This window comes from Kutzneria sp. NPDC052558, from assembly GCF_044547355.1.
Lineage (GTDB): Bacteria > Actinomycetota > Actinomycetes > Mycobacteriales > Pseudonocardiaceae > Kutzneria.
Genome location: NZ_JBIUAG010000003.1, coordinates 436,521 through 452,460, shown reverse-complemented (window position 1 = coordinate 452,460; position 15,940 = coordinate 436,521). Strand labels below are relative to the sequence as shown.

Genomic DNA, 15,940 nt, shown 5'->3' with positions numbered 1-15,940 from the left:
GAGATAGTCCAATGACCGCCATGCTCGAAAAGGTTGTCGACAAGACCGCGCGGCCGTCGCTCGCATCTCGCCGACCCCGCAGCAACGCCACCACTAAGCAGTGGGTGGGGGTGAAGTACCTCCGCGCGTCGCAGGATGCGCAGGGATACAGCATCTCCGTTCAGTCGCAGCTTGACGAAGGTGAGGAGTTTTTCGAGGAACACGGCATCGGTGATGGTGGCGTGTTCTGTGACAACGACATCAGCGCCAGCGTCTACGCGACCGAAGAGCGGCCCGACTACGAAGCGGCCCTGAATGAGATTCGGTCCGGCCGCGCGAACCTGCTGTGGTTCTTTGACGCGAGTCGCGGGCAGCGTGATCTTGAAGTCTTCGGGCGGGTGCGGCGCATCCTGATCGAGGTCGGCGGCGCGCTGGCGTACAACGGCCGCGTGTTCGACATGAACGACCCGAACGACCGTAAATCCACCTCTCGGGACGCGGTCGAGGCGGAGAACTTCATTGACACACTGGTTATCAACGTCCGGCGAGGTGTCCGCAAGCGCGCGAAGTCTGGCCAGCACGCGGGGCCGCTGGCCTACGGGTACACCAGGGTCTACAGCCCGGAGACGGGCAAGTCCCTGGGGTGGGTGATCAATTGGGAGCAGGCGAAGACCATCCGTCGGATCGTCCGCTGGTGTCTTGAGTTGAAGGCGCTTGGGTGGATCGCCCGCCGGTTGAATGAGGAGGGTGTGCCGTGCGCCCGGGACGGAAAGTGGACCAGGGCTACTGTGCACAAGCTGGCCGAGCTGTACCAGCACCCCAAGCAATGGCGGGCGTTCCTCGCCACGTTGGAGCCGGAAGCGCGGCCGGTCGCTCAACGGGCGGTGGCGTTGGTGGAAAGCGGCGAGAGTTTCAAGGGCGCGGCGAAGCTTCTCAACGCCGATGGTGTGCCGTATGTGGTGCCGAGCAAGTGGGACACGACGAAGGTGCGCAATATCGCGCTGAGCAAGGCGGCCGCCGGCATCCGCATTCACCACGGGCAAGAGCACATGGTCAAGGTGCCGGACGGCAACGGCGGCCTGAAGATGGTTGCGGTGAAAGCGGCGTGGTCGCCGATCATCCGCCGGTCCGAGCATGTCCAGTTGTCCGCGATTCTTCGTGCGCCGGAACGGCAGCGCAACGCCAACACCGAGCGGTTGGAACACCTGTGGTCGGGAAACGCCACGTGCGGCACGTGCGGGCGCGGTCTCGGCCGGGGTAGCTCAAAGGACGGGCCTCGGTATCGGTGCCCCAAGGGCCACGTGAGTCGCCAGTACGACGCGTTGCACGCCTACTTGTTGGAATTCGCGCTGCGCACGTTGGAGCGCCCCGACGCGGCGGAGATCTTCCGGTTGAAGACCAGCAAGGATGAGGCCGCCCAAGCGGAGAAGTACGCGGAGAAACTTCGGGCGGAACTGGCGATGTGGCAGGCGGACGCGGCGGCCGGCGAGGTGTCGCGGGAGTCCTTCCGCGCGATTGAGCCGGGCTTGTTGGAGCGGATCCGGCAGGCCGAGGCGGCGGCGCGGCGGGTCCGGGTGCCGGCCGTGTTGGAGAACATGACCGGCGTCAACGCCCGGGAGGCGTTCGCCCGGCTGGATATCGAGGGGCAGCGCGCCGTGGTCCGCACGATCATGCGGCCGGTGATCGGCCCCTCAGCGACCCGGGGCAAGAACGCGAAGGTGATGGACACCAGCACGATTGACCCGGGCCTGTTGTACGACCTGCCCGAGGACACGCCGGTAGCGGCGTGAGCAGACCGCCCGCCCCGGGACAAGGGGCGGGCGGAGAACGGCCCCTCAGCGGCCCCGCCCGGTTCGGGCGGGGCCGCTGGCATGTCCGGGGCTAGTCGCCGGCCGAGGCCGCCAGCTCGGCCACCGTGCGGCGGAACACCGCCCGCAGGCGGTCACGCTGGCGGGCGGTCAGTGGGGGTGCCGCGTCAACACGGGCGTGGATGGCGGCGCACTGTTGCGGGGTGAGGTGCCGGCGGTGGTCGGTGTGGGCGGTCACGGGGCCACGCTCCCGCCGGCCGCCGAGGTGTCGGCCGGGTCGCCGGCCTCGGCCGGCGGGGTCGCCTCGGCCGGCACCAGCGGGCGGCCGGCCTGGTCGACCGGATCCCGGACCGGCGTCACCTTGGATTCGGATGCGATGACGAAGCCGAACGCGGCCAGCACGGACACGGCGGCGGAGATCAGGCCGGCGACCGCGCCGCCCTGCCCGGAGGTGAGCAGGCCGGCACCGACCAGTCCGGACACCAGCGCCGAGAGGCCGCCGACGACCGAGGCGGCCACCCGCAGCGGGCGGGGACGGCCGGCGGACGCGGCGGTGACGGTCGTGGTGGTGGTCATGAGGGTGTTCCCTTCGTTCGAGGTTGCCCGCCGAGGTGCCCTCGGCGGGAGACTGTCCAAAAAGGCATAGGCGCGGACGAACGCGCGCCCGCCGAACCACGCGGCCCAGACGATCAGCACCAACACGGCAAGCTGACCGGCGGCCTGGTCGTCGCCGGCTACGGCCGCCGGATCCACGCGCCCGCCTGAATCCGGTTGGGATCGGCGATGCCGTTGGCCGAGGCGATGGCCGCGACCGTGGTCCCCCACCGCAGGGCCAGCGCCGAGAGGGTGTCCCCCGGCTGAATCTGGTACATCGCCCTGTTGCCGCTCCCGCCGTCGTTGCCGGGAACCTCGATGGTCTGCCCGGCGTAGATCACGTTCGGGTTGCTGATTCCGTTGTGGGAAGCCAGTTCCGCGACGCTGCTGCCGAACCTGGCGGCGATGCCGGACAGCGTGTCGCCGGCCCGGATGGTGTAGGGCACCCATGCCGGGCCAGCCGGCGGAGGCGTAGGGTTGTTGGGAGGCGAGGGAATCGTTCCGCCAATGACCACTGTGGACGCTTGGGCGCCAGGCACGGTTGCGTCCCGGTCGACCGGTCCGCCGAACCCGGGCACGGTGCCCTTGTCGGTGTGCTGGTGCACAACCAGCTTGGGATGGCTGAACCCGGTGACGTTGCCGGGGTCGCCGTTCCACTGTGCACACCACAAGGCCACGCCGTCGCCGGCCCAGCGGTCAGGGGTGAGGCGGTGCTGATACCAGTCAAGGTTGGCATACACCAGCACCCCGACCGCGCCGACGCGCGCCCGCAACGCGTCGATGAACCCGTCAATGAGCGAGTTGGCGTCGCCGATGCCCGGGTCTTCCATGTCCAGCATGGGCCACAGCGACCCCGGCGAGAGCAGCCCTCGGGCGGACAGCTGGTCGGCGAAGTGATTGGCCTGCGCCACGATGTCGCCGGGGCGGGCGAAGTGGTAGCCACCGACAGCGATGCCCTGCGCCCGCGCCCCGTCCACCTGCGACGGTGCCGCCGGGTTGACGTAGTCGCTGCCCTCGGTCAGCTTGACCGAGACGAACGAGATGTTGTTGGCCCGGGTGGCGGCCCAGTCAATGGCTGTGCCCTGGTAGGACGAGATGTCAATGCCGTAGTCAGTCAACGGTTCTCCCTGGTGCTCATGAAAAGCCCGCTCCGGCGCGGGGCGGGCGGTGGGGTGAGAGGTGGGCTAGGGACGGCGGCGGCGCGCGGCGGCGGCCTGGTCCTCGGCGGCGCGGCGGCGCTCTCGCTCGGCGTCCAGCGCGGACTCAAGCTCGGCGATGCGGGTTTCCAGCTCGGCCAGTCGCACCCGCAGCGGGGCTAGCTCGGCGTCGTGGTTGGCGCGGGTGGCGGCCAGCTCCGCCGAATAGGCCCTGTCCCGCGTGGACAGCGCGGCGAGGTAGTCGGCGCGGTCGTTTCTGTTGACCTCCAACAGCTTGCTCAGCGCGGTCAGCAGGTAGGCGACGACCAGCACGAGAGCGCCGGCGATGCCGAGGCCGCCGACGTCGGCGGGGTCCACGATGGATCACCCCCTGGTCGGTGGCTCCGCCCGCAGCGTGAGCGTGTCGGACAGTCCGTCGGTGTCGGACAGTGAGCGGCGGATGCCGATGACGTGCGCGCGGATCGGGCCGCCGAGGCCGTCCGGGTCGGACAGGGTGACGACGTCGGCCAGCTGTAGCCGGGGGTCGCCGACCACCGGCACGTCCGCCAGCACCGGCACCGGGGCGGCAAGGTCGGTCAGCAGTGAGCCGGCGATTGCCGCCGCCGAGTCGCCTTGCTGGCGGTAGTCGTTGCTGGGCAGGGAAAGCACGCGCTGCCCGTAGGTGTTGGCGGAGGTGGTGTTGGTCCAGGCTTGTTTGGTGGTGCTGCCGGAGGTGAACCCTGGGCCCCAGATCACCAGGGCGGGTGTGGAACTGTCCTTGGCGAACCGAACCCAGAACGAGTTGGGGTTGCTGATGGTCAGCGTGATGGTGGCGTCGCTGAACTGGTAGCGGGACACGGTGACGTTGGAGACGCGCGCCCCGGTGTCGCGGTTGAGCGAGACGAACGCGTCCGTGTCCGAGGTGCTCGGCCAACTCGTCGGGGGAAGGCTGGTCAACTGGTAGCGCGTGAGCGGCGTCCGGAACGGCAACGTGATTGTGATCGTGCTCGTGCCGGGCGGTGAGTCCAAGGCGGACACGGCCGGCGACTCCCAGACCTTGACCGGGTCACGGGTTTGCAGCCGGGGCGTGTAGTCGGAGGTGATCACGTTGCGGACGCTGTCGACCGCCGTGGACACGGACAGGTCCGACAGCGACACCGCCGAGGTGAGCGAGCGAACCGGGACCGCTGTGGCGCGGGCGCGGGCGGTGTCGCGGTTGACGAACGAGAACCGGCCCGACTCATCGAATCCCACGATGCCGTACTCGGCCGCGACCGCGTCGCGGATGACTTGCCAGCCGTCGCCGTTGGCGACGTCGGGTAGTCCGGCAAGCCAGTTCAGGCCGGTGTCCACATCGGCCTGTGACACGTGCGGGGTCTTCCCCCAGTTCGCCGGCGGCGCGGCGGCGAGGCTGACTTGCATGCATTGCACGGGAAGTGTGCTGGCCGCCCACACGACGCCGTTGCCGCCGCCGGTGTAGAGGCTGAACGAGGTGAGCGGCACGGTCACGGGCGGGGTGACGACGCCATCGGCCATCCATTGGTGTGTCAGGGTTCCCGCATGCACGTCGTATTTAACCCAGCAGCCGACCGAGTGCCACGCGGCCGCGCCGGAGAACTTGGGGCCGTTGACGGTCAGGGTCGCGGTCGACCCGTTGTAGGCGGTGAGGGTGAGTTGACCGGCGGTAGTGATGTCGATCTCGAACGTGCCGCCGTTGAACTGGCGTTGGTAGGTCGCTGCCGCGATCACCAACCCGTCGGCGTAGGGGTGGAAGGTGTTGCTGCCGCCCGCTTTGATGAGGAACTCGAACAGGTGCGCCGTGTCGCTGGTTTGGCCGGGGACGAACGGCGTGGTCATGCTGCTGTTCACGATGCCCACGACCGTCGGGCCGCCGTTGGCGGCCAGACCGTAGACGCCGGGAATGTAGTACTTGTCGGTGGCGATGTTGGTTCCCGCGCCGTTCCAATACTGGTGGTTGTACCCGACGTCGGGGATCAAGCCGCCGTGGCAGGTCATGGCCCACAGGCAGTTCGGACGGGGCGGTGGTGAGAAGTAGATTCCGTTGCGCCGCAACACGTAGTCCACGATCCACTGTGTGTTGATCAGCCAGCGATAGCCCCAGTACGCAGGGTCGGCATTGGTCGCGTCGGGTTCCGCGATCGGCGGGAGGGTGATCGGTGCGCGGAGCCTGCCGGCCTGGTCGAGAGCTTCCATGCTCACCGTGCGGTCCGCAGAGGACACCGCAAGCGAGCGGGTGGAACCGGTGAACTGGCGCAGCATCGCCGGCCCGGCGTCGGTGGCGAAACCGAGGTCGCATGTGATCGGCACGTCCACCTCCGGCAGGCCGTAGAGGGGGCTGTCCGATCGGAACGGTGAGAGCATCCGTGCGATGTCGCGCGGGTCGCTGGGCCGCTCCCCGCCGAGGCCGGCCGTGAGTTTGGCGGTGGCGTAGCCCTCCACCAACGTGCACTCCGGCGGCAGGTCCCCGGTCAGCGAGCGTTCCACCGTCACCTCCCGGGTGACGTCGGACAGGTCGGACAGGGCGTGGCTGTAGGTGCCGTCGCGGCCCCAGTCGGCCCTCAGCGACACCAGCGGGTGACGGGCCGGGGAGTCGACGGCGGCGGCCAGGGTGGGATCGTCGGGGCGTTGCATGGTGCTAGACCTCCAACAGGGTGAGCGCCACCTCGGCGGCGGTGGGGATCGGGTAGGTGGTGGACAGGGAGTCGACGACCACCACGGCCGCGCCGCCGCCGGCCTGCCACCCGCCCGGGAGTAGGCCGGCCTCGGCCTGCCAGCCGGACACCGTCAGCGGCCCGCCGGCCGAGCTGGCGGCGGCGGACACGCCAACCCGGATGTAGGCGGCCGTGGCGGGCAGGGTGGTGGTGAGGGCGGCGCGGGTGCCGGCGGTGCCGGGCGGTCCGGTGGTGCCCTGGTCGACCCGCAGCGCCGCCCCGGCGGCGGTGAACGAGGAGACGGACAGCGCCGCCGGCACGGTGCCGGCCAGCGTCGCCGAGGCGGTCACCGTCTCCCCGCCGGCCACGGGCACCACCGCATCGGCGGTGAGCGCGCCGCCGGAGGCCGGCACCGACCAGGACAGGCCGCCGGCCAACGGCACCTCGGCCACGGTGGGCACCCCGGCCGCCCACGCCACGGTGCCGGCGGTGACGGTGAACCCGGTCGTGGTGCGGGAGGCCGAGCCCGTGGCCGCGACGTGTCCCGGGAGGCGGTTGACCCGCATGGGGTCGACCAGCCACAGCGGGCCGGCGACCACGCCGAGGTACAGCGCGTCCAGATAGGCGCGGGTGGCGTCGTCCAGGTAGGGCCACGCCAGTGTCCACGTGCGACGCACCGCCAGGCGGTCGACGGTGACCCGTCCGGTCAGGGACCGGTGGACACCGCCGAGCCTGGCGGCCGACGCCACGGGCGCTGTGCCCAGCGTCGGGGACGGCAAGGCGCGCAGCGCGCCCAGCGGTCCGAGCAGGAACGGCACCAGCTCACCTCACCTTCGGGCGTTGCGGGCGTTGACGTCGTTGACCAGCCGGGCGACCCCCGCCCCGTCCACGCGCATCCGCGCGCCGTCCAGCGCGGCCAGCACTCCGGCGGTCACTGCCCCGGCTATGGCGCCCGAACCATCCACAGTGGATGACGTACCGAATCCCGTTGTGGCGGAAGGGGTTGAGGTAACCGCGGGGCGTCCTCTCTGCCCGGTCGTGACGTCAACCGGGATGGTCGCGGTCAGGTCCTGGAGGTAGTCCCGAACCTCGGGCAACCCCCTGTCGAACCCGTCCACCAGGCCGCGCATGATGAGTCTTCCATTGGCCTGCAACAGGATCGCGTCACGAGCGGGCGGCCCCTTCCACTGCGCTATCCAGTCGGTCAGTTGCTTCAGCTTGTCCTTGACCCACTGGAAACCGGCCTCGATTCCCTTCACGAGACCGTTGATGATGTCGCGTCCCGGTTGGACCAGCACGCCGAGGAAACCACTGGCCGCGTTGAGGATCAGCGGCCCGAGTCCCTTGATGATGTTGAGCACGATGTCCAGGCCGGCGGAGATGACGCCGGTCAATTGGCTGACGATGCCGTGCACGATCTCGCCGAGGGCCCGCCAGGCTCCCGACCAGTCGCCAGTCACCAGCGCGAGGAACAGGTGAATGACACCCTTGATGATCTCCAGCGCTCCGGAGATGATCGCGGACATGGCGCTGAACACGTCGGCCACGATCCGGCCCAGCGCCTCAAGGGTGGGGCTGAGCTCATCCGCGAGCACAGCGACGAACGGCGTGGCGGCCTGCACGAGCGCGGTCAGCACGCCGGCCGCCTGGACCACCACGGGGGCCAGGGCGGCGACCAGTTGGACGGCCCCGGGCAGCAGCGCGGACACCAGCTGTAGCAAGGGCGGCAGCAGGCCGAGCGTGGCGGTTACCAAGCCCAGCAAGGCATCCGCCAGTTGCGGCACGAGCGGCAGCAGCCCGGACAGGATGACCCCGGCCGCCGCTGCGAGCTGCTGTCCGACCTGGACCAGCGTCGGTGTGGCGGCGGCCAACGCGCCGCCGATCACGCCGGCCAACTGGCCCACGGCCGTGGTGATCACGGGCAGGGTGGGTTGCAGTGCCTGAAGAGTCGCCAGCAGCACGGTCCCCACCGCGCCGCCCAGCGCCGAGAACGCTTGCAGCGCCGAGGACAGCACCGACAGCAACGCGCCGCCGAAGGCCGGCAGCAGCCCGGCCACCTGACCCGCCAGCTGACCGAACCATTGCGCGGCAAGGGACAGCGCGTTGACCAGGATCGTCCCGAACTGGCCGATCAGCGGCGCGGCCGCCTGCGCCAACGCCAGCAGCCCGGGGCCGAGGCTGCCGGCGATGGCGTTGGCCAGCGTCGCGCCCAACAGCTCGGCGACCGCCTGAAGCGGCGGCACCAGCGCCGCCACAACAGGTTGCACAGCCGACAGGGCCGGCACCAGCACCGAGGCGGTAGCCTGCGCCGCCGTGCCCAACAGCGGCGCGACGGCCGCCAGGATCCCGCCCAACGGCGCGAAACCATTGGCCGCCAACGTCAGCGCGTCACGGATCTGCGGGCCGAGCGCGGAGATGGCCGGGGCGATGGTGGTCACCACCGTGCGGCCCAACGCGTCCAGGACCGGGCCGAGGCCGGCCGCCGCCGCGTTCAGGCCGCCGAAGATCTGCAACAGCGCGGTGTTGCCGGCGGCCGAGTCCAGGAACGCCCGCACGTTCCCCGTCAACGACACCAGCACGCCCAGCGACGTCGTGCCCGCCTGTTGCAGGGCGGAGAAGACGCTCCCGAGGATCCCGGCCAGATTCCGCACCAGGTCGATCAACTGTCCGATCACGCCCAGCGCGTTCCCGATCCACGTCGACAGCTGGCCGCTTTGCCTTGCCTGGTCGACGAAAGCGCCGAACCGTGTAGCCAGGTTCGTCGCCAGCTGCGCCAACTGCGGAAGGAACGTCGCGCCCACGGCCGCGACATCGCGCAGCGCGGTTCCGATCGGGACCACCGCGCCGCCGAGGATCCGCACCGCTGCGGCGGTGTTGGTGAACACCGTGGACAGGTCCCCGCTGGTGCGGGCCGAGGCCAGGAACCCGGCCAGCCCGGTCGCGGTGGTGTTGAGCGAGCCGGCGACACCGTCCAAACCGGAGCGCAGGACCGGCACGTACTGCCGGCCGAGGCTGGCGACCTCCGTGGACAGTCCCCGGAACAGAGTCTGTTGCACGTCAAGGCGAAGACCGACGAACGCCGGTTGCAGCTCTCGGACCGCGACCACTGTGGACCGTGCCGCAGGGGCCAGCGCGGCCAGGTCCGCGGCCAGCTTCGTTGGGTCGGATTCCGTTACGGCATCGGCAAAACCCTGCAATCCGACCTTGAGCGTGACGACCGCCGAGGCCGCCGCCAGGCCGGCGGCCGGCACCAGCAGCAGCGCGCCCGACGCGGTGCCGGCCGCCGCGCCAAGCCCGCCCAGAACCTGGATGGCCTGACCCACGGCGGCGACCATCGCCCCGTAGCGCAGCACTGACGCGCCAACGGACAACGTCATGGTGGCAAAGGAAATCCCCGTGCGGTCAGCGGCCCCGCTGACCTCCGAGAGCGCCCGCACGGCGGCAGCCAGGCCGCCGGCCACCGTGACGTCCAGCCGGACGGACTTCCCGTCCTCTTCTCGCCGCGTCCGTTCGATGTCCTCTTTGGCCTTGAGCGTGTCCGCCTCGACCGTGAGCGGCACCTCCAGGCCGCCGTTCTCCTTGGCGGCCTCGGCGACGCTGCGCCGCAGTTGGGCGGCGGACACCTTGGTGCCCACCGTGATGGGCGGCGCGCTGTCCTGCGCCTCGCGCAACGCGTTGTGGATCTCGGCGATGTCGACCCGGGCCGGCACGATCAGCGTCGGGGACTGGTCCTGTGCCTGCCGGATCTTGTTCCGCAGATCCTCCAGCAGCCCCTCAACCGAGGGCATCAGCTTGAGGTAGGCGTGTCCGACGGTGGCGGCCACGGATCACACCCCCTCACGCATCATGCGCGCGATGTCGCGCAACGGGGTGGTTGCCTGCTCTGTCTCACCTCCCGAAGGTGAGTCCGGTGTGGACGAATGCCACGGTGGGGCCAGTTGGGCGGGGTCGACGGTGCCGCCGAGGGCGGCGGTGACCGTGGCCCACAACGCGGTGACGCGGCGCTCTACTGCGGCGGTCAGCGCCTCGGCGCGGGACCAGCCGGCGGCCTCCGGGTTGAGCACCCGCCACACGGCCGCGTCGGGCGGCAGGTGCCGCACCAGCAGACAGACCCGCCGCAGGGTCAGGCCGCCACGGTAGAAGTCCAACAGGTCCACCCGGTACAGGCGAAGGAAGTCCGCTTCCAACGCCTCGGCGGTGCCCTGGTCGGACAGCAGCGCGGCGACCGCTAGCGGTTTCCCGGACCCAGCTCCCGCATGATCGTCTCGGAGAACTCCTCGACGTCACCGGCGGTCTTGACGTGCTTGCGCCACTCCGCGTACTGAGCCTGGCCGAGGATCAGCTTCAACGCTGTGATGGTTCTGCCTTCCTCGGAGGCTTCCATTGCCTCGAAAGGGAAATCGTCGGCGGTGGGCAGAGTGTAGGTGGTGTCGCGCCAGGTCACCGTCACTGCGGCGGTCTTCGTGGCGGGCGTGGTCTTCGTGGCTTCGGCGCGCTGACGGGCAGTCATGTCAGTAGTCCTTCGTCGGGTTGGCGTCGGTGTCGGGGTAGTCGTGGGCCAGCAGGTGACGTAGGCCCTTGGACGCGAATTCCAGGCGCACGGTCAACGGCGAGGGTTTGACCGGGCCGAGCGCCCGCGTGGCGGCCACGGTGTCGGCGGCGCGGTGGTGCTCCCACGCGGCCTCGATCGCCTCGGCGACGCGGAGAAGTTCCCGCCTCACGTCGGGGTTGGGGATGGCGGCGCTCACGACCGACCCCCACCGCTTGAGTTGCCGGTGGCGGCCAGCGACGCGGCGGCACTAGCGATCACGGCCGGGTCATCGGTCAGCCAGACAGCGAGCACAGTGGACGAACCGGCGGGCGCCAGAGCACTAAAAGTGAGGCCCCATTGGGCTTCCTGGGTTCGGCTCCATTGTGCATCCTCGGTCTCGGAGACCTCGGCGCGGGCGATGAACAGGCGGTGGTGGTAGGTCTCGGCGGCGCTGATCTGGTCGGTCCAGTCCACGCACAGCGCGCGAATGTCGCCCTTGGGCAGTGCGCTGATCTCCGCCCGGTACTTCTTGGACCCCGTGGTCGTCTCTGTGAAAGCCATGCCGCCGAAATACACCGACAGCACCTCGCCCTTGGTCTCCTGAAGCGTGGACTTCACTGTCAGCTCAAGGCTTTTGTAGACGAATCGGGCTGGGGTGAGGGTCTGCCAGGACGAGGTTCCCTCCCGCTCGACCTTGCGGGAGATGGTCACCCCGTCGTCAGTGGACAGTCCCAGCCCGACCCACGGCGCGGCCAGCGCGGTCGCGGGGTCGGTCGGTTCCGGGGTGCCCGGTGGGGCAACGGAGATCTCCCCGGTGCCGGGCACCCGGACCAGGGTTGAGTTGATCGTCATGACGGTGGGCCTCTCGCGTGAGTGGGCGAGGCGGCCCCGCGCGTCAACCTCCGGATGTCGGGGGCCGCGCGTCGCGGTGAAGGGTGGTCAGGAACTGGTGGGGGTGCGGATGGTCACCACGGCGGTGGCGAACGCCAGCGGCTCCCCGGTGTAGGGGTCCACATCGGACAAGGGGGCCGAGTCCGGTTCGGCCAGCAGCAGCCCCGGCGTGGCGGCGGCGGTGGCCCGGTCGCACAGCAGGCCCAACGCCAGGCCGGCCACGTGCTTGGCGTCGTGCTCGCTGCGGTGCCAGGCGGTCAGTCGGATGGTGGCTGACTGCACGGCCGGCCACCGCCAGGCGTGCGCGTCCTCGGCGACCAGCAGCCACGGCCGCGACGGTGGACCGCCGTCCCGGCCTCGGCCAACCTGGGTGGAGATCTTCAGGCCGGCGGCCACCGGATCGGCGATGCCGGCGGCGGCGGCCCGCAGCGCGCGGGCCACCAGCTCGGCCGCGTCGACCGGCACGGGGCCGGTCACCGCCGGCCCCGCTTGCGGCCCCTGCGGCTGCTGCGCCGCCGTGTGGTGTTGGCCTTCGTCTTGGCCTTGGCGTCCAGGCCGATCACCTCCAGGCCGGCGGCCTCGGCCGCGCGGCGCAGCACGCCGTGTCGGGCTTCCATGCCGACCCCGGCGGGGTGGGTGATCGCGACCGTGGCGGCGGCCCGGTCGGTCGGTGCCTCGGTGATCACCTCGACCGGCAGGGGCCGGCCGTCACGGACCCGGTAGCCCCGGGCCCGGACCAGGTTCGCCACCTCGCCGGCCTTGCCCGTGATCAGGGTCTGTATCTCCGGGCTGCGCAGCACCTCGGCCAGCGCCCCGGAGTCCAGCACCACACGAACGTCATTGCGTGCCACGGTCAGCCTTCCACGTGGGTGAGGGTGGTTTCGTAGTGGACGTGACCGGGCCGAGGTGCCCACCGCTGCGGAATGCCCTGCACGGCGTACACGCGCCCGTCGTACTCGATCCGGTCGCGGGGGCTGATCGGCTCGGTGGTGTAGAGCCACCACAGCCCCTCTACCGCGTGGCGGCCCGGTTCCGGGGTGTCGGTGCTGCGGGGGTCGCCCCGAGGCTGCAACGCCCCGTACAGCGCCCGCCTGGTGGCCGCCGGCCCGTAGTCGAGTACCGGGGTGGGGTTGTCGTAGGCGTCGGGGACCTCGGCCGGGGTGACGACGGTCAGCAGCTGCGGCAGCCTCACGGACCGGCCCCGCCCTCGGGCCACCAGGGGAACGGGTAGCCGGCCGTCCCGTCGCTGTAGACCACGGGCACCCGGTCCGGTCCGGGGTGGTCCCCTGCGCTGTAGGGGGTGCGGGTGCTCTGGAGTCCGCCACGGCCGGCGAAGTCGCGCAGTAGCTTGACCTCGGCGGCGGTGAGGTAGACCCCGCCGCCCCCGTCTGTGTCGTACCGGTAGGAGTACTCCCCGACCGATTCCGAGGCGTAGCCCTCGGGGTTGCGGACCACGCGGGCGGCGGCCTGGCAGACCACGGCGACCACCAGCGGCGGGACCGGCGGGCCGAGCGACGCGGCCGGCACCTTGGCGCGCACCAGCGCCGAGGCGTCGGCCAGCGCCGCCCACGCCCGCCCCTCATCCGGCGTCCCGGCAAGCGGGCGGGTGCGGGACTCCAGTTCGGACAGTTGCACCAGCGTCCCGCCGCCGCTGGGCGGGGTGGTCACGTGGTGGCCGTGGTCAGCCGCAGCGCGCGGGACACCACCCCGGCGTCCAACGTGGTGGACACACCGGCCAACGTGCTGACCACCGAGCGGTCCTGCTGGAACGCCGCGTCGTAGTCGCGGACCAGCCGCAGCGCGTACCCGTTGTAGGTCATGGACTGTCCGAACGTCGCGCCCGCCGGCACGACCAAAGCCCTTGTGGCCATGGGGAACGCTGTGGAGTGGTAGGCCACCGCCGACCCGGCCGCCAGGAAGTTCGTCGGCACCACCGTGAACCCGTACAGCCGGCCGATCACCGCCTCACGCAACGCCAGCGGCGAACCGGACACGTCGGCCGGCAGCAACTTCTTGGCGTTGTCGTTGAGCAGCATCGCCTCAACCTCGGTGCTGACCGCGAAGTACCGGCCATCAAACGGCACGCCAGCCTTGTTCAACCTGCGCCGCGCCTCCACCATCGCGGTGTGGATGTCGCTGCCGTCAGCCTTGACCGTGATCGCGCCGACAAGCGCGTTCATGTTGCCGGCAATCAAGTTCTCGACCCCACGCGAGACCGTCTTGGCCTGCGGGGTGGCCACCTGAAGCGTGTAGTCCTTCACTGCCAACGTGAGCTGTTCGTCCGGCAGCGCCACGCCCTTGTAGAGGTAGTTCGAGAGCTTGACGTCCACAGGGGTTTCCTGGAGATCGTCGATGACGATGGGCTGGCCCGACGACCTGGTGAAAGTCCTTGCCTCACCGGCGATTCCTTCGAGCCGAATCGTGACGGTGTCACCGACCTGCCCGCCGAAGTCCGCTTCAGCGTCGCGCCACACGGTCGCGCCGAGGACCTGCTGAGACTCCAGGGCCGCGATGCCAGCAGCCGCAACGGTCTTGGGTGTGAGGAATACATTGGCCACTGTGGGCCGCCTCCTTCTGGGATGGGCGAGGCGGCCCACCGACACGAAGCCTCCAGTCCGGGGCCGCGCGTCGCGGTGTGATCACATGTTCAGTTGTTTCGTGGGGGACGTGTCACGCGGCCGAACGCCTACGGCCTCGGCCGGGACGCCATCGCCGAGGTTCAGTCCTCGGCGTGGGCCTGGGTGTCCTCGGCGTCGCCGTCCGACTCGGCGGACTCGCTGTCCGTTCCGGTGCCGATGATGTGGCCCAGGACCGCGCTCATGTCGTCGAGATCCATTCCAGGACTGTCGGAACGCTGGTATTCGGTGGAAATGACAGACCTCCCTTGGCAGTGCAACCGTGGACCCCATTCTGTCGCACAGCCACGGCACGGTGAACCGTGGTCCCCCAGAGGTCGCAGCGGTTCGCGCCCGCGCGCTACTTGCCGCCGAACAACAGGCGGGAGATCTCCTCGGGGGTCTGTTCGGTGGTCGGGGTGCCGCTGGCCGAGCTGGGCCGCAGCGTCTCGACCGGCCGTCCCGGCGCTGGGATCGGCGGGGCCGAGGGCGGGATGGTCGACGCGGTGCCGCCGAGAAGGGCGGCCAGCTCGGCCGCGTCGGCGGCCAGCTCCTCGGCGGTGCCGCCGCGTAGCCGGTCGGCCAACTGGTCGGGCAGGCCGGCGGCGCGGGCGGCGGTCATCCTGGTCAGCGCCGCCTCGGCCTCGGCCACCTGGCGGCGCAGCCCTTCCGTGGTGGACTCCAGTTCCGTTGTGCGGGCGGCGGCGGTGCGGGCCTGGTCCAGCTCGGCTGTCACCGCCGCCAGTCGCGCGGACAGCTCGGCCGGGTCGCCGGCCCCTGCAACCGGGGCCGCCTGTGGGACGGGTGCCGGCTGTGGGACGGGTGCCGGCTGTGGGACGGGGGCCGGTTGTGGGACGGCGGGCGCAGTGGGGGCCGCGCCCTCAGCGGCCGGGGTCGGTTCAGTCACGGGAGGTTCCTCCATCACTCGGAAAGGGTCGGGGCCGCCGACTGCTGGGCGGCCTTCTGCTGGGCGTAGTAGGCGCGGCGGAACGCCCTCACGGACGCCTTGCCGGCGGTGCCCCTGGTGGACGCGCGCCACAACTGACCGAACGCTTGGGCCTGGTCCGGCAACGGCGTCCCGTGCCGGAACACGGGCACCGCGACACACAGGCACCCGGAGTGGTAGGCGTCCGGCCGACCGCCCAACGCGGTCTGTTTCGTGTCGTACAACACCGGCCTGGATGCCAGCATCGCGCACCAGAAACACGGGTTGGCGCTGGTCTGCCGCCGCCAGCCAACGGCGACGGGGTCGGCGCGGGCGGTGCGCTCCACCTCCGCGCGGCCCGCGTTGGACACCTGCCTGGCCGCCGCTGCGGCCACTTCGGACGCTGCCCGATCGGCCGCCACCTTCGGGGGAATTCCGTTGCCGCTCAATGACTTGATGGCCGACGGCCCGGTGGCGAGCACGCTGGCCACGGTGCGATTCGTCCACTTGGGATCCGTGGGCGCCGGGGGTCGCGGGCGCCCCGCGGCCCGTCCTACCTCGACAGTCCGCAGCTGCTGATAGTACTGCTGAGAAAGGGAAATCGAACGGTCGCGTTGGCGGTCGACGACGCCGAGCACCTGCCGAAGCCAATCGTCCACAGTGTCCCCGAGGCGGAACGGGTCCAGCAGCGGCCACAGCGCAAGCACGTTCGCGACCGTCACGGCGGCCACCTTGACCTGTGCCCGCCGGTAGTCCTCGGTGATCCGCTCCGCCGTCAGCACCGCCATG

Annotated in this window: 19 protein-coding genes; 1 reads left to right on the top strand and 18 read right to left on the bottom strand. The window is 70.7% G+C overall.

Annotated elements, in window-relative coordinates; all coding sequences use genetic code 11:
• Positions 1–11: 11 nt before the first annotated feature.
• Positions 12–1,769, top strand: a complete 1,758-nt coding sequence (locus ACIG5F_RS08675; protein ID WP_396516819.1) for a recombinase family protein — start codon at positions 12–14, stop codon at positions 1,767–1,769.
• Between the two features lie 91 nt (positions 1,770–1,860).
• Here the strand turns inward: ACIG5F_RS08675 and ACIG5F_RS08670 are convergent, their stop codons facing one another.
• The 18 genes from ACIG5F_RS08670 to ACIG5F_RS08585 all read right to left on the bottom strand — a co-directional run bounded on the left by ACIG5F_RS08670 (position 1,861) and on the right by ACIG5F_RS08585 (position 15,939).
• Complete coding sequence (locus tag ACIG5F_RS08670; RefSeq protein WP_396516818.1) at positions 1,861–2,025, bottom strand: hypothetical protein; 165 nt, start codon at positions 2,023–2,025, stop codon at positions 1,861–1,863.
• Positions 2,022–2,363, bottom strand: coding sequence for a hypothetical protein (locus ACIG5F_RS08665; protein ID WP_396516817.1), 342 nt, complete (start codon positions 2,361–2,363; stop codon positions 2,022–2,024). The genes ACIG5F_RS08670 and ACIG5F_RS08665 overlap by 4 nt, the downstream gene beginning before the upstream one ends.
• A gap of 158 nt (positions 2,364–2,521) precedes the next feature.
• On the bottom strand, positions 2,522–3,499 hold the full coding sequence (locus ACIG5F_RS08660; protein ID WP_396516816.1) for a GH25 family lysozyme: 978 nt from the start codon (positions 3,497–3,499) through the stop codon (positions 2,522–2,524).
• Positions 3,500–3,565: 66 nt separating this feature from the next.
• Positions 3,566–3,895 carry a hypothetical protein gene (locus ACIG5F_RS08655; protein ID WP_396516815.1) on the bottom strand — a complete coding sequence of 110 codons (330 nt, stop codon included), beginning with the start codon at positions 3,893–3,895 and terminating at the stop codon, positions 3,566–3,568.
• A 6-nt stretch (positions 3,896–3,901) separates the two neighbouring features.
• On the bottom strand, positions 3,902–6,169 hold the full coding sequence (locus ACIG5F_RS08650; RefSeq protein WP_396516814.1) for a hypothetical protein: 2,268 nt from the start codon (positions 6,167–6,169) through the stop codon (positions 3,902–3,904).
• A gap of 4 nt (positions 6,170–6,173) precedes the next feature.
• A complete protein-coding gene (locus ACIG5F_RS08645) occupies positions 6,174–7,007 on the bottom strand; it encodes a hypothetical protein (protein WP_396516813.1) in 834 nt (277 codons plus the stop codon).
• 9 nt (positions 7,008–7,016) lie between these two features.
• Positions 7,017–10,013, bottom strand: a complete 2,997-nt coding sequence (locus ACIG5F_RS08640) for a hypothetical protein (protein WP_396516811.1) — start codon at positions 10,011–10,013, stop codon at positions 7,017–7,019.
• Between the two features lie 3 nt (positions 10,014–10,016).
• A complete protein-coding gene (locus tag ACIG5F_RS08635; protein ID WP_396516810.1) occupies positions 10,017–10,346 on the bottom strand; it encodes a hypothetical protein in 330 nt (109 codons plus the stop codon).
• A 71-nt stretch (positions 10,347–10,417) separates the two neighbouring features.
• Positions 10,418–10,699, bottom strand: coding sequence for a hypothetical protein (locus ACIG5F_RS08630; RefSeq protein WP_396516809.1), 282 nt, complete (start codon positions 10,697–10,699; stop codon positions 10,418–10,420).
• Position 10,700: 1 nt separating this feature from the next.
• Entirely contained in the window at positions 10,701–10,937 is a 237-nt protein-coding gene (locus ACIG5F_RS08625) for a hypothetical protein (protein WP_396516808.1), read from the bottom strand.
• Positions 10,934–11,572: a hypothetical protein gene (locus tag ACIG5F_RS08620; RefSeq protein ID WP_396516807.1), complete on the bottom strand. Its 639-nt coding sequence runs from the start codon at positions 11,570–11,572 to the stop codon at positions 10,934–10,936. The genes ACIG5F_RS08625 and ACIG5F_RS08620 overlap by 4 nt, the downstream gene beginning before the upstream one ends.
• An 87-nt stretch (positions 11,573–11,659) precedes the next feature.
• Positions 11,660–12,088: a hypothetical protein gene (locus ACIG5F_RS08615; protein WP_396516806.1), complete on the bottom strand. Its 429-nt coding sequence runs from the start codon at positions 12,086–12,088 to the stop codon at positions 11,660–11,662.
• Positions 12,085–12,462, bottom strand: a complete 378-nt coding sequence (locus tag ACIG5F_RS08610; RefSeq protein ID WP_396516805.1) for a hypothetical protein — start codon at positions 12,460–12,462, stop codon at positions 12,085–12,087. The genes ACIG5F_RS08615 and ACIG5F_RS08610 overlap by 4 nt, the downstream gene beginning before the upstream one ends.
• A gap of 2 nt (positions 12,463–12,464) precedes the next feature.
• A complete protein-coding gene (locus ACIG5F_RS08605; RefSeq protein ID WP_396516804.1) occupies positions 12,465–12,803 on the bottom strand; it encodes a hypothetical protein in 339 nt (112 codons plus the stop codon).
• Positions 12,800–13,279, bottom strand: a complete 480-nt coding sequence (locus ACIG5F_RS08600) for a hypothetical protein (protein WP_396516803.1) — start codon at positions 13,277–13,279, stop codon at positions 12,800–12,802. The genes ACIG5F_RS08605 and ACIG5F_RS08600 overlap by 4 nt, the downstream gene beginning before the upstream one ends.
• A complete protein-coding gene (locus tag ACIG5F_RS08595; RefSeq protein ID WP_396516802.1) occupies positions 13,276–14,169 on the bottom strand; it encodes a P22 phage major capsid protein family protein in 894 nt (297 codons plus the stop codon). The genes ACIG5F_RS08600 and ACIG5F_RS08595 overlap by 4 nt, the downstream gene beginning before the upstream one ends.
• Before the next feature lie 418 nt (positions 14,170–14,587).
• On the bottom strand, positions 14,588–14,962 hold the full coding sequence (locus ACIG5F_RS08590; protein ID WP_396516801.1) for a hypothetical protein: 375 nt from the start codon (positions 14,960–14,962) through the stop codon (positions 14,588–14,590).
• 185 nt (positions 14,963–15,147) lie between these two features.
• On the bottom strand, positions 15,148–15,939 hold the full coding sequence (locus ACIG5F_RS08585) for a hypothetical protein (RefSeq protein WP_396516800.1): 792 nt from the start codon (positions 15,937–15,939) through the stop codon (positions 15,148–15,150).
• Position 15,940 lies beyond the last annotated feature (1 nt).

Bases quoted from the DNA above. Each gene is read 5' to 3' on its own strand.
- ACIG5F_RS08675 (WP_396516819.1), top strand. From the start codon at position 12: ATGACCGCCATGCTCGAAAAGGTTGTCGACAAGACCGCGCGGCCGTCG.
- ACIG5F_RS08665 (WP_396516817.1), bottom strand. From the start codon at position 2,363: ATGACCACCACCACGACCGTCACCGCCGCGTCCGCCGGCCGTCCCCGC.
- ACIG5F_RS08650 (WP_396516814.1), bottom strand. From the start codon at position 6,169: ATGCAACGCCCCGACGATCCCACCCTGGCCGCCGCCGTCGACTCCCCG.
- ACIG5F_RS08630 (WP_396516809.1), bottom strand. From the start codon at position 10,699: ATGACTGCCCGTCAGCGCGCCGAAGCCACGAAGACCACGCCCGCCACG.
- ACIG5F_RS08620 (WP_396516807.1), bottom strand. From the start codon at position 11,572: ATGACGATCAACTCAACCCTGGTCCGGGTGCCCGGCACCGGGGAGATC.
- ACIG5F_RS08585 (WP_396516800.1), bottom strand. From the start codon at position 15,939: ATGGCGGTGCTGACGGCGGAGCGGATCACCGAGGACTACCGGCGGGCA.